Source organism: Billgrantia kenyensis (genome assembly GCF_013697085.1).
Taxonomy (GTDB): domain Bacteria; phylum Pseudomonadota; class Gammaproteobacteria; order Pseudomonadales; family Halomonadaceae; genus Halomonas; species Halomonas kenyensis.
Genome location: NZ_JACEFT010000013.1, coordinates 66,216 through 89,918 on the forward strand (window position 1 = coordinate 66,216; position 23,703 = coordinate 89,918).

19 protein-coding genes are annotated in these 23,703 nt (G+C 64.5%); 7 read left to right on the forward strand and 12 right to left on the reverse strand.

Features of this window, described 5'->3' with window-relative positions; translation table 11 throughout:
* Positions 1–43: 43 nt before the first annotated feature.
* Positions 44–1,162, reverse strand: coding sequence for an ABC transporter ATP-binding protein (locus tag H1D44_RS11940; protein ID WP_181515079.1), 1,119 nt, complete (start codon positions 1,160–1,162; stop codon positions 44–46).
* A 276-nt stretch (positions 1,163–1,438) separates the two neighbouring features.
* Between H1D44_RS11940 and H1D44_RS11945 the strand changes: the two genes are divergently transcribed.
* Together H1D44_RS11945 and H1D44_RS11950 are read left to right on the forward strand one after the other, a co-directional pair.
* A complete protein-coding gene (locus H1D44_RS11945) occupies positions 1,439–2,041 on the forward strand; it encodes a class I SAM-dependent methyltransferase (protein ID WP_181515080.1) in 603 nt (200 codons plus the stop codon).
* A gap of 206 nt (positions 2,042–2,247) precedes the next feature.
* On the forward strand, positions 2,248–3,384 hold the full coding sequence (locus H1D44_RS11950; RefSeq protein ID WP_181515081.1) for an aminotransferase class V-fold PLP-dependent enzyme: 1,137 nt from the start codon (positions 2,248–2,250) through the stop codon (positions 3,382–3,384).
* A gap of 58 nt (positions 3,385–3,442) precedes the next feature.
* Here the strand turns inward: H1D44_RS11950 and H1D44_RS11955 are convergent, their stop codons facing one another.
* The 3 genes from H1D44_RS11955 to H1D44_RS11965 all read right to left on the reverse strand — a co-directional run bounded on the left by H1D44_RS11955 (position 3,443) and on the right by H1D44_RS11965 (position 8,257).
* Positions 3,443–4,138, reverse strand: coding sequence for a CBS domain-containing protein (locus H1D44_RS11955; RefSeq protein ID WP_181515082.1), 696 nt, complete (start codon positions 4,136–4,138; stop codon positions 3,443–3,445).
* Between the two features lie 162 nt (positions 4,139–4,300).
* Positions 4,301–5,797, reverse strand: a complete 1,497-nt coding sequence (locus H1D44_RS11960) for a hypothetical protein (RefSeq protein ID WP_181515083.1) — start codon at positions 5,795–5,797, stop codon at positions 4,301–4,303.
* Between the two features lie 105 nt (positions 5,798–5,902).
* Complete coding sequence (locus tag H1D44_RS11965; protein ID WP_238984475.1) at positions 5,903–8,257, reverse strand: mechanosensitive ion channel family protein; 2,355 nt, start codon at positions 8,255–8,257, stop codon at positions 5,903–5,905.
* Between the two features lie 129 nt (positions 8,258–8,386).
* Here H1D44_RS11965 and H1D44_RS11970 point away from each other — a divergent pair, with 129 nt between their 5' ends.
* Positions 8,387–9,406, forward strand: a complete 1,020-nt coding sequence (locus H1D44_RS11970) for an amidoligase family protein (RefSeq protein WP_181515084.1) — start codon at positions 8,387–8,389, stop codon at positions 9,404–9,406.
* Positions 9,403–10,074: a gamma-glutamyl-gamma-aminobutyrate hydrolase family protein gene (locus tag H1D44_RS11975; RefSeq protein ID WP_181515085.1), complete on the forward strand. Its 672-nt coding sequence runs from the start codon at positions 9,403–9,405 to the stop codon at positions 10,072–10,074. Before H1D44_RS11970 ends, H1D44_RS11975 begins: the two co-directional genes overlap by 4 nt.
* Positions 10,075–10,123: 49 nt before the next feature.
* Here H1D44_RS11975 and H1D44_RS11980 read toward each other — a convergent pair whose 3' ends face one another.
* On the reverse strand, positions 10,124–10,555 hold the full coding sequence (locus H1D44_RS11980) for an OsmC family protein (protein WP_181515086.1): 432 nt from the start codon (positions 10,553–10,555) through the stop codon (positions 10,124–10,126).
* A 148-nt stretch (positions 10,556–10,703) separates the two neighbouring features.
* Between H1D44_RS11980 and H1D44_RS11985 the strand changes: the two genes are divergently transcribed.
* Complete coding sequence (locus tag H1D44_RS11985) at positions 10,704–11,591, forward strand: aldo/keto reductase (RefSeq protein WP_181515087.1); 888 nt, start codon at positions 10,704–10,706, stop codon at positions 11,589–11,591.
* A 101-nt stretch (positions 11,592–11,692) separates the two neighbouring features.
* Here H1D44_RS11985 and H1D44_RS11990 read toward each other — a convergent pair whose 3' ends face one another.
* From H1D44_RS11990 to nfi, 7 genes are all read right to left on the reverse strand, one after another.
* Positions 11,693–13,573, reverse strand: a complete 1,881-nt coding sequence (locus H1D44_RS11990) for a phospholipase effector Tle1 domain-containing protein (RefSeq protein WP_181515088.1) — start codon at positions 13,571–13,573, stop codon at positions 11,693–11,695.
* The gene (locus tag H1D44_RS11995; protein ID WP_181515089.1) at positions 13,570–14,082 is read right to left on the reverse strand and encodes a DUF3304 domain-containing protein; all 513 of its coding nucleotides are present in this window, start codon (positions 14,080–14,082) and stop codon (positions 13,570–13,572) included. Before H1D44_RS11995 ends, H1D44_RS11990 begins: the two co-directional genes overlap by 4 nt.
* On the reverse strand, positions 14,083–14,592 hold the full coding sequence (locus H1D44_RS12000; protein ID WP_181515090.1) for a DUF3304 domain-containing protein: 510 nt from the start codon (positions 14,590–14,592) through the stop codon (positions 14,083–14,085).
* Complete coding sequence (locus H1D44_RS12005; RefSeq protein WP_181515091.1) at positions 14,593–15,360, reverse strand: DUF4123 domain-containing protein; 768 nt, start codon at positions 15,358–15,360, stop codon at positions 14,593–14,595.
* Between the two features lie 3 nt (positions 15,361–15,363).
* The gene (locus H1D44_RS12010; RefSeq protein WP_181515092.1) at positions 15,364–17,496 is read right to left on the reverse strand and encodes a type VI secretion system Vgr family protein; all 2,133 of its coding nucleotides are present in this window, start codon (positions 17,494–17,496) and stop codon (positions 15,364–15,366) included.
* A gap of 139 nt (positions 17,497–17,635) precedes the next feature.
* On the reverse strand, positions 17,636–18,196 hold the full coding sequence (locus H1D44_RS12015; RefSeq protein WP_181515093.1) for a DUF1415 domain-containing protein: 561 nt from the start codon (positions 18,194–18,196) through the stop codon (positions 17,636–17,638).
* 62 nt (positions 18,197–18,258) lie between these two features.
* Positions 18,259–18,954, reverse strand: coding sequence for a deoxyribonuclease V (gene nfi / locus H1D44_RS12020; protein ID WP_181515094.1), 696 nt, complete (start codon positions 18,952–18,954; stop codon positions 18,259–18,261).
* A gap of 136 nt (positions 18,955–19,090) precedes the next feature.
* Between nfi and H1D44_RS12025 the strand changes: the two genes are divergently transcribed.
* Positions 19,091–20,395 carry an exonuclease SbcCD subunit D gene (locus H1D44_RS12025; protein WP_220128066.1) on the forward strand — a complete coding sequence of 435 codons (1,305 nt, stop codon included), beginning with the start codon at positions 19,091–19,093 and terminating at the stop codon, positions 20,393–20,395.
* Complete coding sequence (locus H1D44_RS12030; protein ID WP_181515095.1) at positions 20,392–23,688, forward strand: AAA family ATPase; 3,297 nt, start codon at positions 20,392–20,394, stop codon at positions 23,686–23,688. Before H1D44_RS12025 ends, H1D44_RS12030 begins: the two co-directional genes overlap by 4 nt.
* The last annotated feature ends 15 nt before the right edge of the window (positions 23,689–23,703 follow it).

Consider the following 23,703-nt stretch of genomic DNA (forward strand, 5'->3'; position numbering starts at 1 on the left):
GGAAGGCCTTGTTGTTGGTGTTGCGGTCGAAGACTGCTTGGGTTCAGGAGGCGTCGAGGGCGCGCACGTCCTCGTCACGCCAGCCGAGCTCGATCACGTCGCCCGGCTGCATGCTGCTCTCGAAATCGTCCACCGGAACGCGAGCAATGAAGTCGTCATTGCCGGCCAACTCGCAGCGCACCCTGAGATGGTCGCCGAGGTAGATGAACTCCTTGACACGAGCCTGCAGCCGATTGGGCAGCGCCTGACTGGCACCGTTGAGCTTGACGCGCTCGGGCCGAATCGACAGACGCGTGGCATCCCCCACGGCGAGGCCGGGACCGATCAGCGCGCCGGTACGAAAGCCATCGCCGAAGCTCACCCGGCACTGGCGCCCCTCCACCGTCTCGATGCGACCGGCCAGGGTATTGTTCTCGCCGATGAACTGCGCTACGAAGGCATTGCTCGGGTGCTCGTAGAGATTGCTTGGTGTGTCGATCTGCTGGATGACGCCGTCGTTGAACACGGCTACCCGGTCCGACATGGTCAACGCTTCACTCTGGTCGTGAGTGACGAAGACCACGGTCAGCCCAAGTCGCTCGTGCAGGTGCTTGATCTCCAGCTGCATCTGCTCGCGCAACTGCTTGTCCAGCGCCCCCAGCGGCTCGTCCATCAGTACCAGTTGCGGCTCGAAGACCAGCGAGCGGGCCAGGGCCACACGCTGCTGCTGGCCACCGGAGAGCTGGGTCGGACGCCGCTTGGCGAAATCGCGCAGCTGAATCATGTCGAGGATGCGCGCCACCTTGCGGTCGGCCTCGGCAGTGGGCATCTTGCGCGTCTTGAGCGGATAGCGGATGTTCTCCTCTACCGTCATGTGCGGGAACAGGGCGTAGTTCTGGAACACCATGCCGAAGTTGCGCTTGTGCGGTGGCACGCTGTTGAGCCGCTGCTCTCGCAGGAAGATGTCGCCGCTGGTGGGCACTTCGAAACCGGCCAGCATCATCAGGCAGGTGGTCTTGCCGGAACCGGAAGGTCCCAGAAGGGTGACGAACTCGCCCTGGCGGATGGTCAGGTTGAGATCCTTTACGACCAGTGTTTCGCCGTCATAGGACTTCTGCACACCTTCGAAGGTGATCAGTGCCGGCGATGGGTGGGTATTCGATTCGCTGGAATTGTTGGACATCGTCTTACCCGCAGCACGGAAATGAGGCAGGCAGCGTCAAGAATTACTGACGTTAACCTGAAATTTCAATATTCCCAAGCTAAACATCGCCCCGCCTATCGTCAAGTATATTCCACGCACTCCTTTAGCCATATTTCAACGCAGACCCGGCAAGCGGAGCGATTGACGCTCAACAAGTCTCGGCGCCGCACGGACTTGGAGCACCTCGCTCTTTCACGCAGGCGCAGGCTAGCCTAGAGTGGAGGCATGTGAGCTACACGATAAGGAGGAATGCCCATGGCGGTTCAAGAGCGACCCTCGGTCGTCGCAGGCCCAGAGCGACGGGCTCAACTGTCGCTATTCGCCCGTAACTTCTTCAAGCATCCTCGCATGCTGGGCTCGATCATACCGAGCTCGTCCTTCCTGATTCGTCGCCTGCTCGAGCCAGTCGACTGGGAGCGAGCCCGAGTGATCGTCGAATACGGTCCAGGGGTGGGTACCATCACCCACGAGATCTTGAGTCGCCTGCACCCCGATGCAACGCTGGTGGTCATAGAGATGAACGAGGATTTCGTCGACTACCTGAACCGCTCCATGACCGACCCTCGGCTCGAAGTGATCGCCGGCTCCGCGGAAAACATCGAGACCGAGCTGGAACGCCTGGGTCTGCCGGCAGCCGACTACGTGGTGGCCGGGCTGCCGTTCAGTACCATGCCGGCCGATTGTCGCGAGCGCATTCTGCAACAGAGCCAGAAGGCGCTTGCCCCCGAGGGGAGCATGCTGATCTACCAGTTCTCGCCCAAGGTATCCTCCGATCTCCACCAGACCTTCAGTCGCGTCGAGAGCACCTTCGAGCCCATCAACATCCCTCCCGCACGCGTCTATTTTTGTCACAAATAGAGCGCATAGAGGCCCGCCCCAGGCCGATTCGCCCCGGCGGGCCTTGCGACCTTACCTTGACCCAATACTCTTGACACTCTGCTTGCGCTGTCGCGAGAGCGAATACTGGCGGCAAGCCGACGTGCGGGTATTGGTTGCCGCCTCGAATCGGCCTATTCTCTTCTGTTCAAAGACAAGTTAGTCACCTACCGCAAGGGAGAAGCCCAATGCCCGGCCTGTTGCCCGACGTAGACCCCGATGGCCTGCTCGAATACTCGGTGGTATACACCGACCGTTCGCTCAATCACATGTCCCAGCGCTTCCAGGGGGTGATGCGTGACGTCTCGGCGACACTCAAGCGTGTCTACCATGCCCACAGCGCCGTGATCGTACCCGGTAGCGGCACCTTCGGCATGGAGGCCGCGGCACGCCAGTTCGCTACCAACCAGCACTGCCTGGTGATCCGTAACGGCCAGTTCAGCTATCGCTGGTCGCAGATCCTGGAAATGGGCGCCATCCCTGCTTCGACAACAGTGCTCAAGGCGCGTCGCCTGGACCCGCAGGACAACCAATCGCCCTTTGCCCCGGCCCCTATCGAAGAGGTCGAGCGCACCATACGCGAAGAGCGGCCCGGCGTGGTGTTCGCCCCCCATGTCGAAACCTCGGCCGGCCTGTTGCTTCCCGACGACTATCTTCGCCGCGTGGCGGCAGCAACCCATGAGGTCGGCGGGCTGTTCGTACTCGACTGCATCGCATCGGGGACGCTATGGGTGAACATGGCCGAGATCGGCGTCGACGTGCTGGTCAGCGCCCCGCAGAAAGGATGGAGTGGCCTGCCCTGCTGCGGCATGGTGATGCTCTCCGAGCAGGCACGCGAGCGCATCGAGCAGACCGTCAGCACCAGCTTTGCCTGCGATCTTCGCAAGTGGCTGTGGATCATGGAAACCTACGAGAGCGGCGGCCACGCCTATTACGCCACCCTGCCCACCGATGGCCTTGCCCGGCTGCGCGACATCATGAAAGAGACCGCCGAGTACGGTTTCGAGCGCGTTCGCGAAGAGCAGTGGGCCCTGGGCCAAGGCGTGCGCGAGCTGATGACTCGCTATGGCTATCGCAGTGTCGCGGCACCCGGCTACGAGGCGCCTGGTGTCGTCGTCTGCTACAGCCCCGATCCCGGCATCGTGGCCAGGTTCGCCGAGGCAGGTATCCAGGTTGCTGGCGGCGTTCCCCTGATGTGCGATGAGGGCGATGCCTATCAAGCCTTCCGTATCGGCCTGTTCGGCCTGGACAAACTTCATCATCTGGAGCGCAGTCTGGCGAACCTCGAGGCGGCTCTGCAGAAGGTTGGCCAGACGTCCGACTAGGCTACGTCAAAACGCAGAAGGGGCGGCCTGAGCCGCCCCTTCTGCTTGCCTGCATGCCTCATAAGTGACCGACGCCGCGGGGCATCATGCCGAGGTTGTTCTCCACGGACTTGACCCCCGGGGTGTTCTCGGCGGCAACCTGAACGGCCAACTTCTCCTCCTGACTTTCCACCAGGCCCCAGACCTGCACCACACCGTCGGTGACGATGACGTTGATACGGTCGACCCAGACCCCGGTGTTGTCTTCGACTTCCTTGAGAATGGCATCGCGGATTTCGCGGTCGTCCGCCGTTACCGGCGTCGCCACGTCGGGGGTGCTTGCCGAGAACCCACGCAGCAGATTGGCGCGGCTGACGATACCCACCAGCTTGTCGTCGCGTACTACCGGCACCCGCTTGATATGGCGCTTTTCCAGCAGCTTGGCAACGCGGTGAAGCGGCTCATCCTCGGTGATGGTGACGGGATTGGGTGTCATGATCTCATGCGCCTTGCGCGCATGGCTCTTGATGTACTCGCTGGCATTGTTGGCGCCGGCAAAGATCGATTTCAGCCACCAGGACTTGCGACGCTCCGTGCCGTTCTCCACCCGGCGCATCAGGTCGCCCTCGCTGACGATACCCAGTACCTTGCCGCTGGCATCCACCACTGGCAACGCGCTGATATTGTGCTCGAGCAACAGGCGGGCAATTTCCCGGACATCGGCGTCGGGCGATACGGTGATGACCTTGGGGGTCATGACATCGACAGCATGCATGGGGCTACTCCACGTCGGGGCGATCGGTTGGGATCCTACTAGCAATCTAGTCTGACTTCATCGAGGTAACAATTTGCTACTGTAAAACGCTAACAGAACGGGCCGACACATCACTTGATCTGTAACAACAATACAAGCACAAGCCGTTACAGGAACCAACTTTCACGCCGCTTCGCCCCCATCAGCTGCTCGACTCCCGCCCTCCTGATGCACCTTGACGACATCGACGATCCGCGAGCGGCTCATGACGATCTTCCAGCGTTGCAGGATCGGCTCGGCATTGGCCACCTCTTCTCGCACCACCAGGTTGAGCAGGTGGCGCTTCTCCACGGTCTCTCGCGAGACCTGCCCATCCTTGAGCCGGTAGACATGATGACTGCCCTTGTCCATCAGGCGCGAGAGCAATGACAGGTCGAGGGAGAGGGTCTCACGGGTCTTCTCATAGCCACTGAGAAAGCGCGTAGGCGACATGCGAGAGCTGGAACGATAATGCAGCACCATCTCCTCACGGTGCGCCACGTTACGCTTTCGCACTCGCTTGATCTCCTCATCCAGCTTGCTGAAACGCTTGTAGTCGAACCACTCGAGCTGGCGTCCGACCAGCGCATTGCTGTTGACATCGAAGTACTGACGACGCCACTTGGGACGTCCCTTGCGCAGCCATCGCCACAGCGTATTGCGCAGGTCGTCCTTGAACACTTCACGCATGGCATAGAGTACCGCCATGGCCAGCACAAACAGCACGGTGATGTTGCCCAGGGTGTCGCGAGCCTGTAGCAGCCCCAAGGAAACGAAGATCATCACCACGCCGGTGGCCAGCCCCTTCACCGCCTTCTGCTCGCCCCCGCCCAGCTCCTGGCTCTTCTGCTTGAGGGTAACCGGATGTTCGATGAGGCGGCGCAGCAGGCGCATCTTGTTGGACATCCGAGTAGGGTCGCGATCCACCCGGCTGGCGTTGTACTCCGCCTGCTTGCGATGCTCGCTCTCGGCTTGGGCGATCTCCAGCAGGCGCTCGCGGATAGCTCGGTAGCCGCGCCCGCGAGGCAGATGAGCCACCAGTGCCAGCAGTCGCTGCTCGGTGAACCAGGAGAGGAAATTATCGATGTTGGCGTAGTACTTGAAGAGCTCATCCTCGCTGGGCCTGTTGCGTCGCAGGCGGCGTAGGATGCCCTGGGCCAGCTCACACAGCTCCTCGAGCCCATCGTGAAGGCTGCCTGTCGACGACTCGGAGGAGTCAAGACCTTCTGCGTCGGCCTGGCTCTTGGGCACCTCAGGGTTCCCCTCCGTGGCCTCGCCGCCCTGCTCACCGCCGGCCTTCTTCACCTTGCGTGCGGCATCCAGCAGGCTCTGGGTCGCTCGGTCGAGAGCCACCACGTACTGATAAGCGTAGAGGCTCAGGCTCAGGCGGTACTGCTCCGAGCCGAGCCCACCCCGGCTGGCCAGCCGGCTGAGCACCAACGGTAGATGATGCTTGTCGCTGTAGTAGGTTCGCTTGACGTGGATGGCACTGTGATAGAAGGCATCCTCGGAAATGACATGCTCGTTGAGCCCGAGCTCACCCGGCACGAACAGAAAGAGGTCCAGCCGGTGGGAGGTCTCCTCCTGCAGCACGCGGGATATCTTGAGGTGAAAGCTGTCCTTGCGTTCGACGGTGATCACGTCGTCGCGGCTCCGTATCTGAGCGGCCGGGGTTGCAGGCCGGTTTACCCTTCATGTTACGAGCAACAACGGCCCGCTTGCCATGTCGAACCGGGTACGATCGGGTCACGACGAATCCGGCGAGGCTCGCTGCGGGTTGGTCGCCCCCTCGGGATCGGCGATGCCAGCCTCGCCGGGCGAGCGTCCCTTGGCATCGCGACTGACCACCGAACCATCACTGTCGTCAGGCGCCACCTCCTGCAGGGAATCACCGGGCTGCCCCTCCATGCTCACGCTCAGGCGCGGCAGGCCGAGGTCGATGCCCTGTTGTTCCATGCGCTGCTTGAGAAGCAGATTGAACGCCCTCGCCACGTCCCACTGCATGACCGGCGCGGTGCGAAAGCGCATCCGCAGCACGGCGGCGCCCTCATCGAAGCGGTCGACGCCCTGCATTTCCAGCGGCGACCAGATGTGGTGACGCATCATCGGGTCCTGGCGCAGCTCCTGGGCGGTCTCCTGCATCAGGGTGATGGCATCGTCGATCTTCATGGTATGCGGTATGCGGATACGCATGAGCGCGATACCGAAATGCCGCGACATGTTGTGAATCGACTGAATGGCGCTGAAGGTGATGATATGCAGAATGCCATCAAGATCGCGCAGGCGCACCGTCCTCAGCGTGAGTCCCTCAACGGTGCCCATGTGACCATTGATCTGAACGAAGTCGTCCACCGCCAGCGAATCCTCGATGATGATGAAGATCCCGGTGATCAGATCCTGAACCAGCGTCTGAGCGCCGAAGCCCACGGCCAGGCCGATGACACCGGCACCCGCCAGCAGCGGCGTGACGTTCACCCCCAGGTTGGCCAGGCCGACGATGGCGGCAATGATCACGATGGTGGCGAAGATCACGTTGCGAATCATCGGCGTGATGGTCTGGGCACGCGCCTGATTGACGCGGCGTCCCCGCGAACGGGCTGAAGAGACCAGCGCCCGCTGGATGGCGGTGTCGGCGAAAATCCATGCCAGCCAGGCCAGCAGCACCGTGAAGCCCAGCGCCAGCAGTGCCTGGCCGATACGCACCCCGGCCACCCCCTCGCGGCCGAGACCGAGCAGCGAACCGCCCCAGACCTGCAGCGACAGCTCGGCAAACACGATCCAGGCCACGACATGCGACAGCGTATAGCCGAAGCGCTCGAGGCGGCGGCGGTACTCGCTGATGCGGCGACGCTTCTGGCGGCGCTCGTTATGGCGCTGGATCAGTCCGGTTATCACCAGGGTCAGCACCAGCAAGGCCGCGGACACGATCGAACGGGCCAGCGCTCCCCCCACATCGCCCACGGTAATGAAGATGGCCAGCAGCGAGCCCACCACGACCAGCAAGGCCGGCACGTGCCACAGCTCGCCGACGATGCGCGACAGCTCGACGCCAGTGCCCCCTTCACGACGAACTCGCCAGGAACGGTTGCGAATCAGGTGCTTGATCGCGCGCTTGTACTTGAAGATGAAGCGTATGCTGAGCAGCGCGGCCAGCATATTGGCCAGCACCGAACCCAGGGCAGCCAGGTCTTCGCCCACGATCAGCGAGAGCCGCTCGGAATTGAGCGCGTCGCCCAACGCGATCAAGGCACCGATCACGAACAGCAGGCGCAGGCTCCTGCGCTGCAGAATCAGCACCGCGGGAAAACGGTGCCCGCGGGTGAAGACCGAGACCACACACTCCACGATCACCGACAACGCACGCCCGCAGAGTGCCAGGTAGGCGACAATCAAGGCCAGGGAACGCCCTGGGCTGGGAGCCAGTAGCTGCACGATCCCCATGACCATCACGAAGGCGAGCGCCCAAGGCAGCATGCGCCGGAGGAAGTGCAGTGCCAGGAGCCAGCCACGGGGCTCCCGCGGCAGGTCAAGAGGCAGTTCGCGTCGCTTGAACAACAACCTGCCAAGTGCGATCAGCACGATCAGCAGCCCGGCCCAGACGGCCAGCAGCACGGCGCTTTCGATACCGAACCGTAGCAGCTCACCGGTGCCGGTATCGACCATAAGCTCTGAGAGCTCCGCCCAACCCTGACCCAGCTGGTACTGCCAGTCGTCGAGTGGCGATTCGCCAGCCTCGGCCTGCTCGCCCAGTTCACTCAGCGTTTCCGCCAGTGCCCCCAGCAGCCCCTGCCGCTGGGTGGTGCCGTCTTCGGCAACCCCCTCTCCGTGGACCTGTTGAATTTCACGCAGCTCGCCCAGCAGTGCGCGGCGGCGCTCCTCATCCTCGAGGGTGACGATCACCTCGTTGAGCGATTCCTGGAATGCGACTGCATCATGCGTCTGTTCTGCCGCTTCATCCTGGCCCAGTCCGCCGAGGCCCAACGATTGCGCATGCAGCGAGCCGCCGGCTCCCATCAGCAGCAGCATCAATACCGTCAGCCCGAAGCGAATCAAGCCTTGCATGGTCCCGGTGGGTTCGGTTCGGGTAACACCTGTTGGCATAGCCTGCACTCCCTTGTCCTTTCTGCCATGGCCTAGTGTCAACCGTAGTTCAGTGCTTGGCCCATGACGGCTTTGCTCAGCTCTGTGCTAGGCTGGCGATCAGACTCTCGAGTCGCACAGGATGCCTACATGCTGCCCCAATCTCCACCTGAGCCAGTGAATGTACAGGGCGGGCCCCGACGGATTGGCGTTGAGATCGAATTTGCCGGGCTGCCGCCCCAACAGACCGGCGAACTGGTACGAGACCTGTTCGGGGGAGACCTCAAGCAGGTCAGCCCTCATCGGCTCAGAGTCATCAACACGCGCTGGGGGGAGTTCGTCATCGAGCTCGATACCCAGTACGCTCACCCCGATGCCGCCTTGCTCGAGCAGATGCCCCACAAGGACACCGAGTGGGAGCGTCAGCGCCACCAGATGCGCCTGGAATTTCATCACAAGACACGGGAACTGATCGGCGATGTGGTGACCGGCCTGGTGCCCACCGAAATCGTCTGCCCACCGGTTCCCTGGCACGAGCTGGACCAGCTCGATCCTCTGTTTACGGCCTTGCACGCTCACGGCGCCAAAGGGACCGATGCCAGCCTGCTGTATGGGTTCGGCCTGCATCTCAACCCCGAAGTGGCGAGCCTGGAGTCCGAGTATATCCTCAGCCAGCTACGTGCCTTCATGCTCATGGCACCCTGGCTGCGCAAGGAAATCGACATCGACATCACTCGGGAAGTCCTGCCTCATGCCAACCCCTTCCCCAAGCACTATGTCCTTCACGTGCTGTCGCCGGATTACGTGCCAGACCTGGATACGCTGATCGCCGACTACATCACCTTCAATCCGACGCGCAACCGTGAACTGGACCTCTACCCCCTGTTTGCCTACCTGCGCTCGGATTACCCCAGCGAATTTTTCAATAACAAGCTGGTCAAGCCACGGCCCACCTTCCACTATCGCCTGCCCAATGCCCAGCTCTCGCAGCGCGGCTGGGGCGCCGTGCTGGAATGGAATCGCTGGGTGGCAGTGGAGCGGCTCGCTGCCGATCGCAAGGAGCTGCAGGAGCGCGCCAGCCGCTATATCAAGCTCAATTCAGGTTCGGTCATGACCCGGCTGTTCGGCAGGTTCCGCAACTGGCTCAAGGAGGCCGGCTCCCACTCATGACACGCCCCTTGATCGGTATTACCACGTCGGATTACAAGAGCCGCATTGCCTGGTGGTTCGATTGGTTCGCCGTGTGGCGACATGGCGGACGACCGCTACGCCTCTCTCCTGCACGCCCCCTGCCCGAGGCTCTCGACGGGTTGATCATCGGCGGTGGCGACGACATCCAGGCCCATCTCTACGGCGGCGAAGTCCAGCTCGACGTGCGCCTCGACCCTCAGCGCGACGAGCTCGAACTGGAGCTGATGGAACGTTTCATTCCTCAGGGCAAGCCGGTGCTGGGCATCTGTCGCGGCGCCCAGATGCTCAACGTTCACCTGGGTGGCACCCTGGACCCCGACATCTATACCACCCATGAAGGCCTGAAGCGGCGTCGCACCGTGCTGCCGCGCAAGACGGTGGACATCGTGACCGGTACCCAGCTTCATCGCATCCTCAAGGTAAACTGGTGTCGAATCAACAGCCTGCATCACCAGGCCGTACAGGAAGCGGGGCGCGGCATCGAGATCGTCGCCCGCGACCGCGACGGCCTGGTGCAAGGCATCGAATCGAGCGAGCACGAATTCCTGATCGGCGTGCAGTGGCATCCCGAGTGGCTGATCTTCAACCGCCCGCAGCAGCGGCTGGTTCGCGCCCTGGTCGATGCCGCGCGGCGCGGCATGCCCTGAACATGACAGCGGCCACCCTTGGGTGGCCGCAGGCAGCACGAAGCACGACTCAACTTTCCAATGAGGCGTCCAGCGTGATCTCGGCCTTCAACAGCTTGGAGACCGGGCACCCCTCCTTGGCCTTGTTGGCCGCGTCCTGAAAGGCACTCTCGTCGGCCCCGGGGCTGCGCACCCGGGTGGTCAGGTGAATTCTGGTGATACTGAAGCCGCCGTCGTCCTGCTCCAGGCTGACGGCCGCTTCAGTAGCAATGCGCTCGGGAGTCAGCCCCGCCTCACCCATGATCATGGAGAGCGCCATGGAGTAGCAGCTGGCGTGGGCCGCACCGATCAGCTCCTCGGGATTGGAGCCGGACTCGCCTTCAAAGCGCTTGGCGAAGCTGTAGGGCACCTCCTTGAGCACGCCGCTCTCGGTCGAAACCTGACCCTTGCCCTCCTTGAGGCTACCTTCCCAGACAGCGCTACCGGTTTTCTTGATGCTCATGTAGGTCGACTCCTTGCGAAATGAGAACTGGCCTGAGTGTTGCGGGAGGCGCGAAGAGCGCCACCACTCCCTCACCATAGCGCATCGACTTGTGTTCGCCATTCTTGCGGACCAAAATAATGAAAACATTTTCCAAAATGGTAACGACATGACTCCATCAGCACCTCGGGTGGCACTTGCCGCCCCCGATAGCGAACCTGTCCTTGACCTGCCGGCCATCGGCCAGGGCACCTGGTACATGGGCGAGGGGCTGGCACCGCGAAGCGACGAGGTGCGCGCCCTGCAGCAGGGCCTTGAGCTTGGGCTCACACTGATCGACACCGCCGAGATGTATGCCGATGGCGGCGCCGAGGAAGTCGTCGGCGAAGCCCTGGCCGGTCGGCGAGACCAGGCCTTCCTGGTCTCCAAGGTCTATCCCTGGAACGCCGGGCGCGACAGTGCCATTGCTGCCTGCGAACGCAGCCTGAAACGGCTGGGCACCGACCATCTCGACCTCTACCTGCTGCACTGGCCCGGCAGCATCCCCTTGGAAGAGACGCTGGAAGCCTTCGAGCGCCTGCGTGAGCAGGGCAAGATTCGCCGCTTCGGGATCTCCAACTTCGACGTGGACGAGCTCGACTCGCTGGTGGCACTGCCTGGCGGCAAAAAGTGTGCGGTGAATCAGGTGCTCTACCACCTCGGCTCGCGCGGCATCGAACATGCCCTGCGCCCACAGATGCAGCGCCTCGGCATGCCGCTGATGGCCTACTGTCCGCTGGCTCAGGCCGGCCAGCTGCGCCAGGACCTGTTTGGCCATCCGGTAGTGAGAGAAGTGGCCGACGGGCTCGGCATCACCCCCGCCCAGCTGCTGCTGGCCTGGGCCATTCGCCCGCTGAACGGCCGCCGCGACGTCATCGCCATCCCCAAGGCAGTGCAGCCGCAGCACGTCGAGCAGAATGCCGCCGCTCTCCGAGTTGAACTCACCGACGAGGCTCTGGCCCGGCTCGACGCGGCGTTTCCGGCGCCGGGGCGCAAGGTACCGCTGGATATCGTCTGAAAGATTGTTGCCTCAGCTTGGGCAGTATCTGCTTCATGGCTTTGCCGTGCTGGGCCAAGCTCCGACTCAGGCGAGACATTACGGTCACGCGAGAGCCCCTTTCAACGCATGGTCCAGCGCTCCATTCTCTCCCTAGGGTGCTGAGCGGGGCGCTCCGGTGGCTCCTCGCCGGGCATGTCTACACCACGCCAGGCGAAGAAGCGGTAATGCCGGCTACCCACGCTGGCATTCGCGCCCCCGGCCTGGAATTGCAGTTCCTGGTCATCGGCATGGCGGTCATGAATGCCGTAGCGGAACAGGTATGCGACATCACTATTTCGCGTGAAGGTCTCCTCGAGCTCGTTTCGCGCCGACTCGCTGCCGACCCGGGCCATCCACAGCTCGGCGAGATTGCCTTCCGTTGCCAAGTGTCGCCGAGCATAGCCGCCAATCTCATTGTTCCCTGTCCGATGCTGACTAGCGATGTTCCGAGCCTCTCGGTCGACCTCCTTCAACCAGCCCCACTGGACTTCCAGCTCCGCCAGTGCCTGCTCGATCTCCTCGGCAGTGGCAACGATATCCTCCCACTCGGCCGGCCGGGTCAATGAGGCCGCAGGCACGCCCAGCACCCCGCTTGGTGTACGGCTGGGCAACGCGCCGAGACGAGCCTCCAGCGCGGCCCTGGTGTCGCGGTAGATCAGGTAGCGCTTGGCCAGCCAGGACAGGTACAGCTCGGCGTGAAAGAGGAAGCTCTCGGCGCTTGGCTCCCGGTACTTGCGGGTCGCTGCAGCGTAGGCCGCCGCCAGCGAAGGCAGCGTATGTCCATCGATCTCGTCATCGACCATGAAATAAGCTGCCACATCAGGGTTGCGTTGGTAGAGCTGCTCCAGGCTGGGCACCGGAACACCGGCCCGGTGCGCCATACGGTACATTCGGTGCAACGCATAGCGCGACAGTTCGGCGCTGACCTTCTGCTCGCCGGGCTTGAGGCCACCACCGACATCTTCACTGATGCCCGGCAGCAGCTCCTCGCGCCAGTTGGCCCGCTGCCCGCCAAGCGGGCGGCAGCGGCGGGTGATCCGCCGCTCCTGGGCAGCGATCAGGTGCACGGCACGGCGGCAGGCGGGATGCAGCGGGCCACCGTCATCGATCTCCGTGACGGCCGGCGTCAGAGCTTCCAGCGGCCCCATATCCGGGTGGGTACGATGCACGCAGTCGAACAGTCCGGCAAAGGCGACTACCACTTCAGCATCCTGGTAGCGGTAGGTATCGCCCTGGCGTTCGCATTTCTTGTCGAGCAATTCACGGATAAAGGCTTTGGCCAGGGCCGCGCCGAAATCGAAGCCGAACACCGATACACGAATAGTACGCAGCGGCATTTCGGCTGAATTCGCCTGAGCCACCAGGCGCTCGAAGTCGCCCATCGCCTTGGTCAGTCGGGAGGGCGCACCGCTCGTTAACAGGTGCGCCATCAAGGGGCTATCACGCATCGGCGCCCAGGATTCGACGCCGAGGCGTGCGAGAGTATCACGCGGTGCCATCGCCCAGCCCTTGAGCGAGCTGAACTGCTGGGCCAGGGTACGCCGAGAGGTCTCCCACCAGGCACGCCCACTCTCTTCCAACAGCCCACGCCCTACGGTCTGACGGACACTACCGCTCAGGTGCCCCTCGATGGTGCTACGTGCCTCACCGGGCGCCATTCGCCCCACCGCAGCCAGGCTCTCGGACGCCTCGCTCTCCAGCGGTGTGCCCAGGCCAGGAAGGTAGAGTTTGCGGAAACGCTGCCCCAATAGATCGCTGTTTTCGTCGGGAAAGACAGCATGCAAGCGCGCGACATTACTGAGCCGTCCTTCCACCGAATCTTTATCCAGGTTGCGCCCAATACCATCGAAGAAAATGCCGATTTCCAGTCTACTGTGGCAGCTCATGGCGCCCATGGCGGTTGAATCCTCGGCGATAGCGCTCAGTGCTTCGCAGTTGGCCAGGATTTCCTCTTCGGTCATGGGGCAGCTTCCTCTTCGACTTGATCCAGTCGCCTCGGTAAATGGGCATAAGGTGATATCAGGTCCGGGCTCCAACCCAGCTTGACCTCGTGATTGGGCAGAAAATGCACGTGCAGGTAGCGGTCTTCCCGCGTGCGCTCCGGCATGGGTAGTGTCACGCGGTGTCTTTCGGGCTCATCGCCGCGTTCGAACTCCTCGACGGTTCGCCCATATATCCACTCCACCTCGGCGGTATCGCCACTGATACGCTGGCAGCAAACGACTCCCCCCCCACCATAGGGGCCAACATTCCCCCCACCTCGGCCGTTAACCCAAAAATGGTTTATGTAACGATCAATATGGCTGCGTCCTTCGATAGAGGTATCCGTGGGTATGGGGTGCAGGCTGGGCATAAAGAACAGCCACACGAAATAACCGGCAAACAGCACGCCCAACCCCCAGCGCGCGCCCTTGGGCAGGCCGTACCAGATTTGGTTGAACAACCAGTTCCAGATCCATCTCACCAGCATTTATCGCTCCTGATAGCGGGCCATGTCCGGGCGCTTCGGCAAATGAGCGTAAGGTGAAACCAAGTCCGAGCTCCAGCCCAGCTTGACCTCATGATCGGGCAGAAAGTGCACATGCAGGTAGCGGTCTTCCCGCGAGCGCTCCGGCATCGGTAGGGTGACGCTATGTCGCTCGACTTCCATCCCCTGTCGCTCCTGCTCCCCTGTGATGCTAAGGATCCACTCAATTTCGGCGGTATCGCCGCTGATTCGTTGACAGCACACGGTCCCTCCCCCTCCATAAGGACCAAGATTTCCCCCCCAGCGATCATTGACCCAGAAACGATGAACAGGGCGGTCGATATGACTATGCCCACGTATCGAGGTATCCGTAGGCATGGGATGCAGGTCGGGCAGGAAAAAGAGCCACACGAAATAACCGGCAAACAGCGCGCCCAGCCCCCAGCGTGCCCCCTTGGGTAGGCCGTACCAGATTTGAGTGAACAGCCAGTTCCAGATCCATCTCACCAGCATTTATCGCTCCTGGTTTTCGGCCAGCAAGCGGCGATAAACATAAGCCAGGCGCTCGCCGCGTTGAACCAGGCCCGCCTCGGTCGCGGCCGAGAGAGCGGCTTCCACTCGCTGCGAGCGAGCACAGGCGCACACGTCGGCAAATAGCTCCGGGTACTGCTGGGTGAGCACGCGAGTCGCGGTGCGTACCTCCGGATCGCCTTGCAGCGCCTGGTAAAGCGAGGCAGACAAGGTCAGCTGCCAAGGGGATTCCAGAGGCGCTTGCTCGGGCATGGCGCCTAGCGGCTGCCAGCTCGAATCATCTGCTGGCCACCACCACTGCTCGATGCCACCGAAGAGAGCGCGGTGCCAATCGGCGTGGGGCTCGGCATACAATTGCCGGATGACCCGGGGCAAATAGAATCTCAACAGTGCCGGTGGCTCACCGGCCGGATAGGCCACCATGGCGGGTGCCAACTGGCTGGCCAGGCGCAGAGTCGCCATGCGACTCTCGATCCAGGCATGCAGAGCGCAGCCAAGCACCTGCTGTGCTGACAGTTCGGCCACCGACTCGAGCGTCACCTCGAACAGGCATGGCCCTTCAGCGGCCAGATGCGGCTGCCGGTCATCCTGCAGCAAAGGCCAGGCCGTGATGCCTGGTGTCTCGAACAGTGCGGTGCGCGCAGCCGGATCGAGAAGGCCCAACTCGATCAGAGCGATGCGTCTGGGTGCCTCTTCCGCTGGCCAAGGGGTCCGTTGCCAGTCGACGGGTATCGTTGCGACCTCAGCCATGCGCTATTTTCCTGCCTGAACCATCGTTTGCCCCGAGGCCAACGCTTCCCGCCAGCACTCTTCGCAGATCTCCGGCAACTTGAGGTGCGTGGTAAGCCGGGCCTCGTGCGTGATGCCCTCAATACGCTGATGCGTTTCAGCCATTGCCCGCCCCGGCAGCAGCGGTGTCTCGACGGCCTGGCCTGAGCCGGAGCCGGGGCTGCCACCGGCGTTGATCTTGACCTTGGGGCCGACCAGGGTGACGCCGCCGCCGTCGAGCTTGAGGAAGCTGCCGCCGGCGTTGAGCGTCATTTCGCTGCCGGCTTCGAGCACCACCTTGTGACCGGCCTTGACGTGCAGTTCGCGCCCGCATTCGCTGAGCCAGGCCTGGCCGGCCTTGAGGTGCAGGGTGCCCTGTACCGTAAGGTGCTGGTTGGCGACGGTTTGCTCATGGCGCTCACCGCGCACGGTGTGGTGCTCGTCGGCGTGGATCTCGCCGATGCGATCGTGGTGCACGGTGAGGAAGCTGTCGTGGCCGATCTCTTCGGTGCGGTCGTTGTTGGTCAACAGCTCCAGGTCTTTCTGGGCGTGCAGCCAGATCTGCTCTTGGCCCGCTTCGTCCTCGAAGCGCAGCTCCTGGAAGCCCTCGCCCTTGTGACTCTGAGTGCGGATGACGGTGCGGGTCTTGTGCTCGGGCAGCACGTAGGGCGGTGTGTTGACGGCGTTGTAGACCCGCCCGGTGATCAGCGGCTGGTCCGGGTCGCCCTCCAAGTGGCTGATCACTACCTCATGTCCAATCCTCGGAATGGCCATGCTACCGTAGCCGCCGCCGGCCCAGCCCTGGCTCACGCGTACCCAGGCACTTGCACCTTTTACAGCGGCTTCGCCTTCAGCCCCGGCGGTATCGGGTTCTGCATAGCGGTCCCAGGGGAACTGGACCTTGACCCGGCCGTGCTCGTCGCAATAAATCTCTTCGCCTTCGGGGCCGACCACCACGGCGATCTGCGGGCCGTCGACGCGGGGCTTGGGGTTGGGCTTGGGGCGCCAGGCCTGGTCGGCGGGCATCAGCACCAGTTCGTTGTGGTACTTGGTCATGCCGTCTTGATCGGTTTGCTCGCTGCCCTGAACGAAGCCGTCCTCTTCCAAGGCCTGGGGCTGCTTGCCGTGGTGAACGACCTGGATGACCTGCCAGTCGCGGTTGAGCTCATCGATGTCGTGGTCGGTGAGTGCAAAGCGCACGCCCGGGGCGAGTTCGGGCAGGTCGCTCTCGGCGTCGGCGGTGCTGGCCTTCTGGCGCAGCGCTTCGAGGCGGATGCGGGTGAAGGCCTGGCCGGAGGCGTCAGCCTTGTAGCGCCCGGGGTAGTCGTAGTGTTCGTAGTCGCCTCGTTGCGCATGAGCTTCCAGATCACCCGCTGCGTGTTCGTGCAGCTGCGCATAGGCCGGGTTCTTGAACGAGTAGTCCTTGAGCGTGACCGAGGCTGGGGCGACCCGGGCAAGCTGCTGGAGCTTACGCACGTGGCGCTTGGGCGGCATGCCTCCCGCTCGGCCGTGGTAGGTGCGCTCGCCCAGGTGGGGCAGGGTCTGGGGGGCGTCGGCGAAGACCAGGCGATGGGCGCCGTTCGGGGCATCCTCGCCTGTTTCGAAGAACTCGTGAAAGTAGAACAGGCCCTCTTCGGCGGCCAGGCGCTCGACGAAGGCGAGATCGGTTTCCCGGTACTGCACGAGGAACTCTCTTTCCGACAGTTCGCGGGTGACGGCGAAGGCGACGTCGGTAAGGCCGCGCTCGTCGCACAGGGTGTTGAGCACGGTGAGCGGCGAGACCTCCTGGAAGATGCGCGAGTTGTGGCGCAGGCCAAGGCGCCACAGGGCGGGGCGGATCTCGACCCGGTAGAGGGTGTGACGATGGCCGCGGTCGCCGCGCGCGAACTCGCTGACCACGCCATGAACGCGGCGCAGCACCTCGCCGTCCTGCCAGATCGTCAGGCTGGCCTGGCGATCGAGAATATCGGTGGCGGAGAGGCGACCGTCGCGGCTGGCGAAGCACACCGTGAGCTCGAAGGGAGTGGAGAGCCGTTCCCGATGGGTGAATTCGACAACGGCCAGGTCCTGCGCCCCGGACAAGGAAAGAGTGAACTGCAATCCGGTGGCCTTGACCATGTCGCCTCCCTGCGGCTGGAACTTGCTGCTTGACGTTGAATTAGAGGAATACAATTCCTCGCGCGGCAAGCATACCAATCGCAGGTCAGGGATGACTGTGGCGCTTCACGGATAAGGTCGTAAGAAACGGCTTACAAAGCTAGTCTCGACGAGGGGGTCGCAGTGCCGCCAACTCGGCGGCCAGACGTTCGCTGCCGAGCTGACGCATCCGTTCGATATTGCGTTCGGGAATCGCCTCGGGGTCCGGGTAGTGGGTAAGGGCGTGTTCGAGCCCCGCCTCGCGCAGCAGGTGCAGCATCGGCCAGGGCGAGCGGTTGGTGAAATTGGCCGGATCGTCCTGCTCAGCGCCGTCGAAACAGTAGTCGGGATGGAAGCTGGCCAACTGGTAGGTGCCTTCATAGCCCTGCTCGACCAGCAGCGCCTCGGCCACGGCGAGGAAGTCGAGATAGTCGTCGAAATCCTCAAGCCCCGAACGCAACACCAGCAGCGTGGTCTCGATGGCGGCCGAGGCGTCGAGACGGCGGCACTCCACCACCAGCGCCTGTAGCGCAGGCTCCCACTGAGCGGCCGAAACCTCGACGAAGCGGATGCTCTCCGCCACCAGCTCACGGCGGGCGAAGGGGCAGACGTTGTGGGCCACGACGAAGCCCTCGACCCAGTCACGAGTGGCAGCGCAGGCGGGTGTCAGAGTGTCGGGCATGATGGGCCTCGTCGGAAAAAACAATGGCCTGGCAGTATACCCGAGCCTGCACGCAGCGGGGCTCAATCCGCCGGTCGCGGCATGGGCCCGCGCCGCGAAGCGAGCCTATCGGCCAACCGCGTGGGCTCCGGCAGCTTGGTGCGGCCCAGGCACTGCACCACCCAGTCGAGCGACGTCGCCAGGCTGATGCGGTGCCCCAGCGAGACGAACACCGGCTTGACGCCTACCCGGCTGCGCAGCACGGCACCGATCGTCTCGCCGCGATGGCGCAGCGGCGTCCACTCGCCACGCGCCTCCGGCACCTCGTCGTGCACCCCGCACAGCCGTGACTTGGCCACACCGATGGTGGGCAGGTCGAGCCAAAGTCCCAGGTGTGAAGCCACGCCGAGACGGCGTGGATGGGCGATACCCTGGCCGTCGACCATTACCAGCTCGGGCCGTGTGGCGAGCTGGTCGAAGGCCGCCAGCGCCGCGGGAATCTCCCGGAAGGAGAGCAGCCCGGGAAGATAGGGCATGCGGGTGGGCTCGCGGTGCACCACCTGCTCCACCACCTCGAAGCCGACCCTGGGGTCGCCGGGCCAGGCCAGCACCACCACCGCCGCCCGGGTGATCTCGCCGCTCTGCTCGAAGCCGATGTCGACCCCGGCAATATGGCGCACCGGCGCCAGGCGGTCCTCGCGCTCGATGCGTGGGGCCAGCTCGCGCTGCAGCGCGATGGCCTTCTCCGGCGTGGGGGTCCATTCATGCAGTGGCGTCATCTCGGCTTCCATTCCAGGCTTTTCCACGGCTTTCTTGCATAGCTGCTCGGCAGTGTAGGCGGTCGCGACACACTTCCCAAGGCCGGTCGGCAGCGACGAGGCCGGGGCGCGTTCGTGTATCATCGGCGCAGGACCGATGACGAGGGATACCGTGCTCAAGCTGATCCACACCGCCGACTGGCACCTGGGCCAGACCTTTCACGGCCAGGAGCGCCACGCCGAACACCGCCTCTTTCTCGACTGGCTGCTCGATACCCTCGTCGAACGCGAGGCAGATGCCCTGCTCGTCGCTGGCGATATCTTCGATGTGGTCAATCCTTCACTGCGCGCCCAAGAGCTGCTCTACGACTTCATCGTCAGCGCCCACGAGCGTTTGCCGCACCTGGATATCGTGCTGATCGCCGGCAACCACGACAGCGGCAACCGCATCGAGCTACCGGCGCCGCTGATGCGCCGGCTGCGCACCCACGCCCTGGGCCGGGTGAGCTGGCTCGACGATGGCAGCCTCGACGCCGAACGCCTGCTGGTACCGCTCACCAACGCCGTCGGCGCCACCCGCGCCTGGTGCCTGGCGCTGCCCTTCCTGCGCCCCGCCGAAGTGACCGGCCACGGTATCGCTCGCAATGACGAAGGCGAGCCGGCTACCGGCGCACCGCGCCACGACTACGTTGCCGGCATCTCCCACGTACACGAGCAGTTGATCGACGCCGCCCGCAAGCGGCGCGCGCCCGGCCAGGCGCTGGTGGCCATGAGCCACGCCCACCTGCACGGTGCCGCCGTTTCCGAGGCCAGCGAAAGGCCCATCGTCATCGGCGGCGAAGAGTCGATCTCCGCCGGGCTCTTTCCCGCCGACATCGCCTATGTGGCGCTGGGCCACCTGCACCGCGCCCAGCAGGTGGGCGAGGATCGCATTCGCTACAGCGGCAGCCCCCTGCCGCTGGACTTCAGCGAGGTGAATTACCCCCATCAGGTCGTCGAGGCGGTACTGAAAGGGGAAAGCCTCGCTCAGGTAGAAGCGATTGCCGTGCCGCGCCCCGTGGCCATGCAGCGTGTCGGCCCCGGCGATCTCGACGAGGTGCTGGGCGAACTCGAGGCACTGCCCCACGCCCCTGCCCTTGAACGAGAGCAGTGGCCCTGGCTGGAAGTGCGCGTTTCGCTCACCGCCCCGGTGCCCGACCTGCGCGCCCGGGTGGAAGCGGCCCTCGACGGCAAGGCCGTGCGCCTGCTGCGCCTGGAGCGGCGCCTGCCTCAGCAGGCTGCCGATGGCATGCCGGAGCGAGTCGACCTGGAGCAATTGGGGCCGAGAAAGCTCTTTCAGCGGACCTGGGAAAAACAGTGGGGCGAGCTACCCGGCGACGACGTGCTGGCCGACTTCGACCAGCTGCTGCAGGACGTGCTCGACGCCCATGAAGAGCCGCTTAGCGAGGAGCGTCGCCCATGAAGATTCTCGCCCTGCGCCTGGCCAACCTCGCCTCCCTGCCCGGCCCGCTGGAGCTCGACTTCACCGCGCCACCGCTCAGCGATGCCGGCCTGTTCGCCATTACCGGCCCCACCGGCGCCGGCAAGAGCACCCTGCTCGACGCCCTGTGCCTGGCCCTTTACGGCAACACCCCACGGCTGCGCCAGGCTCCCGGTCGCGATGCACCGCTGCCCGACGTGGAAGGCGAGACGGTGAGCACCGCCGACCCGCGCACCCTGCTGCGCCGCGGCACTGCCGGCGGCTACGCCGAAGTCGACTTTCTCGGTCGCGACGGGCGTCGTTACCGCGCGCGCTGGGCCGTGCGCCGTGCCCGCGAGAAGGCCAGCGGTCGTCTACAGGCGGTGGAACAGTCGCTCACCGATCTCGACGACGAGCGCCTGCTCACCGCCCAGAAGCGCGAGTTCGCCGAGCTTCTGCCGGAACGCCTGGGGCTGACCTTCGATCAGTTCACCCGCGCCGTGCTGCTGGCCCAGAGCGAGTTCGCCGCCTTCCTCAAGGCCGATGACAACGAGCGCAGCGACCTGCTGGAACGGCTCACCGGCACCGCCGAGTATTCGCGCATCTCCGAAGCCGCCTACCGGCGGGCGATCGCGGCCAAGCGACACGTCGATGCCCTGCAGGCGAAACTCGCCGATGACCTGCCCGCCGAGCCCGAGGCCCGCAGTGAGCTGGAACGCCAGGCCAAAAACGCCGAACAGGCTCTGGCTGGCCTGCAGCAACAGGCCAGGGAGCTCGACACCCAGCGACAGTGGCATGGCGCCGACGAGCGGCTGCGCCAGGCCTATCACGATGGCATTCGCCAGCAGCGCGAGGCCGAGACACGCTGGCAGGCGCTGGCCGAGATCCGGGCCGACCGCGACTGCCGCCGCCTGCTTGCGCCCCAGCGCCATCACCTGCTGCGTCAGGCCGCGCTGCCGGGTGAAATCGCCGCCTTGGAGCAGGCCCACCGCCAGACGCAGGCGGCACTCGAGCGCGCTCGCGTTCTGCAAACCCAAGCCGAACAGGCACGGGATCAGGCCGCTCGCCAACTGGAAGCCGCCAGCCAGACTCGCCAGCAGGCCGAGCCGAACCTGCGAGAGGCGCGCGAGCACACCCAGGCGCTGGCTTCTCTCGAGCGTCAGTTGGCCGAGCTCGAATCCCGTCATCACAACTGCCGCCAACAAGCAGAGACTCTGGATGAGCAGTACCGGGCCACCGCGGTCAGGCTGCACGAGCTGCAGCGTCGGCGCGACGAGTGGCAGACCACCCTGCGCCAACTGATGGGCAGCCATGAGCGGCTCGATGCCGCCCGCCAGGCAGCGCAGCTGACCCACGACCACGCCGCCCGCCGCAGTCTGGAGCTGGATGAACTGGCCAGCCGCTGGCAGGAGTCGCTGCGGGCCGAGCTTGCCCAGCGTCAGTTGAGCGAGCGCCTGGCCGGAGATGAAAAGCGTCAGACCGAATTGACCATTCAGGGCAAGGCCGCCCGTGAGCGGCTCGACGGCAGCGAGCAGCGCTACGCCACCCTGCGCGATTTCATCGAGCGCAGCCGCGCCGCTCGCAGCGAGAGCGTGGCACGGCTGCGCGAAACGCTGCGGGAAGGTGAGCCCTGCCCGGTTTGCGGCGGCCACGACCACCCCTTCCGCCAGCGGCCGCCAGCCACCCCGGAAGCGGCCCAGCTCGCCGCCCAGCAGGAGCAGGAAGACGCACAGCTGGCCGAGGCCAGACAGGCCTTCGAGCAGGCCCAACTGGCACGCAGCGAGCTCGAGGGCGAGTACCGCGCCGCGCTGGCGTCGATCACACGCGGCCGGCAGGAGCTGCAGCAGGCAGACGAGAGACTGACCCAGGCCCGGCAGGCCTTGAGCGGACATCCCCTGCACGCGGAGCTGGCCGACGTTGCGCCTGAGGAGCGTGAGGCATGGCTCGCTCACCAGCGCCAGCTTAGCGCCACCGAGCGTGAACGGGCCGAGCGTACGCTCCAGGAGCTGGCCCGCGCCGAGGCGGAGCTGAGCCCGCTGGAAGAGGCCCTGCGCCAGGGCGAGCTCGAACGCGCCCAGCACGAAGCCCGCAGCGCCACGCTGAAAGAAACGCAGGCCCAGCTCGACGCCCACCTACCGCCCCTGCGCCAGGAGCGAAAGTCACTTGCCGAGCGGCTCCAGGCCCTGCTCGGCGAACACGCCTCGGCCGACGCCTGGCAGCAACGGCTGGAAGCCAGTCAGGAATCCGCCCGCCGTGAGCGCGACCAGGCCATCGAGCACTGCCACGGCGCCGAGCGTGAGCAGGCCCGGCTCACCCAGCAGGCCGGCCACGAGGCCGAGCGTATCGAAGGGCTCCGTCAGGAACGGGTCACGCTGGATGCTCGACTGGCCGAGTGGCGCCACGCTCATCCGCAGTTGGATGACACCACCCTGGCGCGGCTGTTGGCGCAATCCGAAGACGAGGCCGCCCACCAGGAGCGTGAGCTTGCCGATGCCGACGAGGCACGTCAGCGCACCGAGGCCAGCCTTGCCGAGCGCCGTCATGCCCTGCTCGAACACCGCCGCGAGCGGGCACTGGCCGACAGCGAGGCCGAACTGCTGAGCGAAGCGGTCGAAGCCCGAATCGTCAGCCTCAGGGAAACGCTGGACGCCCAGCAAACGGCGCTACAGCCCGAGCTGGCGGCAGCGCAACAGGTGCGTGACGACGCCGTTCACGCCCTGCGCGATGACCACCGTCGGCGCCTGCGCCAGCAGCAGGGCCAGGCCGAGCTGGAATCCGCCTGTGCCGAACAGGTGCGCTGGGGGCGCATCAACGAACTGATCGGCTCCGCCGACGGCAAGGTGTTTCGTCGCATCGCCCAGGCCTACAACCTGGAGCAGCTGCTGGAGCACGCCAACGCCCATCTGGCCAACCTCAGCCGCCGCTATCGGCTGGCCCGCGGCGGCAGCGAGCTCGGCCTGCTGGTGGTAGACCACGACATGGGCGACGAGCGCCGCTCGGTGCACTCGCTCTCCGGCGGCGAGACCTTTCTCGTCTCGCTGGCCCTGGCCCTGGGGCTCGCCTCCATGGCCTCGGGTGAGCTCACCATCGAGTCGCTGTTCATCGACGAAGGCTTCGGCAGCCTCGACCCGCAGTCGCTGGCGCTGGCCATGGAAGCGCTCGATGGGCTGCAGGCACTCGGCCGCCGCGTCGGGGTGATCTCCCACGTACAGGAAATGCACGAACGCATCCCGGTACAGATCCAGGTGGAACCCTTGGGCAACGGCACCAGCCGGGCTCAGCTGGTAAGCGTATAACCACAGGTACGTCAC

What these genes read in the sequence shown, in the direction of transcription:
- H1D44_RS11940 (WP_181515079.1), bottom strand. Translation starts at nt 1,162, where the DNA reads ATGTCCAACAATTCCAGCGAATCGAATACCCACCCATCGCCGGCACTG.
- H1D44_RS11945 (WP_181515080.1), top strand. Translation starts at nt 1,439, where the DNA reads ATGGCGGTTCAAGAGCGACCCTCGGTCGTCGCAGGCCCAGAGCGACGG.
- H1D44_RS11950 (WP_181515081.1), top strand. Translation starts at nt 2,248, where the DNA reads ATGCCCGGCCTGTTGCCCGACGTAGACCCCGATGGCCTGCTCGAATAC.
- H1D44_RS11955 (WP_181515082.1), bottom strand. Translation starts at nt 4,138, where the DNA reads ATGCATGCTGTCGATGTCATGACCCCCAAGGTCATCACCGTATCGCCC.
- H1D44_RS11965 (WP_238984475.1), bottom strand. Translation starts at nt 8,257, where the DNA reads ATGCCAACAGGTGTTACCCGAACCGAACCCACCGGGACCATGCAAGGC.
- H1D44_RS11970 (WP_181515084.1), top strand. Translation starts at nt 8,387, where the DNA reads ATGCTGCCCCAATCTCCACCTGAGCCAGTGAATGTACAGGGCGGGCCC.
- H1D44_RS11975 (WP_181515085.1), top strand. Translation starts at nt 9,403, where the DNA reads ATGACACGCCCCTTGATCGGTATTACCACGTCGGATTACAAGAGCCGC.
- H1D44_RS11980 (WP_181515086.1), bottom strand. Translation starts at nt 10,555, where the DNA reads ATGAGCATCAAGAAAACCGGTAGCGCTGTCTGGGAAGGTAGCCTCAAG.
- H1D44_RS11985 (WP_181515087.1), top strand. Translation starts at nt 10,704, where the DNA reads ATGACTCCATCAGCACCTCGGGTGGCACTTGCCGCCCCCGATAGCGAA.
- H1D44_RS11990 (WP_181515088.1), bottom strand. Translation starts at nt 13,573, where the DNA reads ATGACCGAAGAGGAAATCCTGGCCAACTGCGAAGCACTGAGCGCTATC.
- H1D44_RS11995 (WP_181515089.1), bottom strand. Translation starts at nt 14,082, where the DNA reads ATGCTGGTGAGATGGATCTGGAACTGGTTGTTCAACCAAATCTGGTAC.
- H1D44_RS12000 (WP_181515090.1), bottom strand. Translation starts at nt 14,592, where the DNA reads ATGCTGGTGAGATGGATCTGGAACTGGCTGTTCACTCAAATCTGGTAC.
- H1D44_RS12005 (WP_181515091.1), bottom strand. Translation starts at nt 15,360, where the DNA reads ATGGCTGAGGTCGCAACGATACCCGTCGACTGGCAACGGACCCCTTGG.
- H1D44_RS12010 (WP_181515092.1), bottom strand. Translation starts at nt 17,496, where the DNA reads ATGGTCAAGGCCACCGGATTGCAGTTCACTCTTTCCTTGTCCGGGGCG.
- H1D44_RS12015 (WP_181515093.1), bottom strand. Translation starts at nt 18,196, where the DNA reads ATGCCCGACACTCTGACACCCGCCTGCGCTGCCACTCGTGACTGGGTC.
- nfi (WP_181515094.1), bottom strand. Translation starts at nt 18,954, where the DNA reads ATGACGCCACTGCATGAATGGACCCCCACGCCGGAGAAGGCCATCGCG.
- H1D44_RS12025 (WP_220128066.1), top strand. Translation starts at nt 19,091, where the DNA reads ATGACGAGGGATACCGTGCTCAAGCTGATCCACACCGCCGACTGGCAC.
- H1D44_RS12030 (WP_181515095.1), top strand. Translation starts at nt 20,392, where the DNA reads ATGAAGATTCTCGCCCTGCGCCTGGCCAACCTCGCCTCCCTGCCCGGC.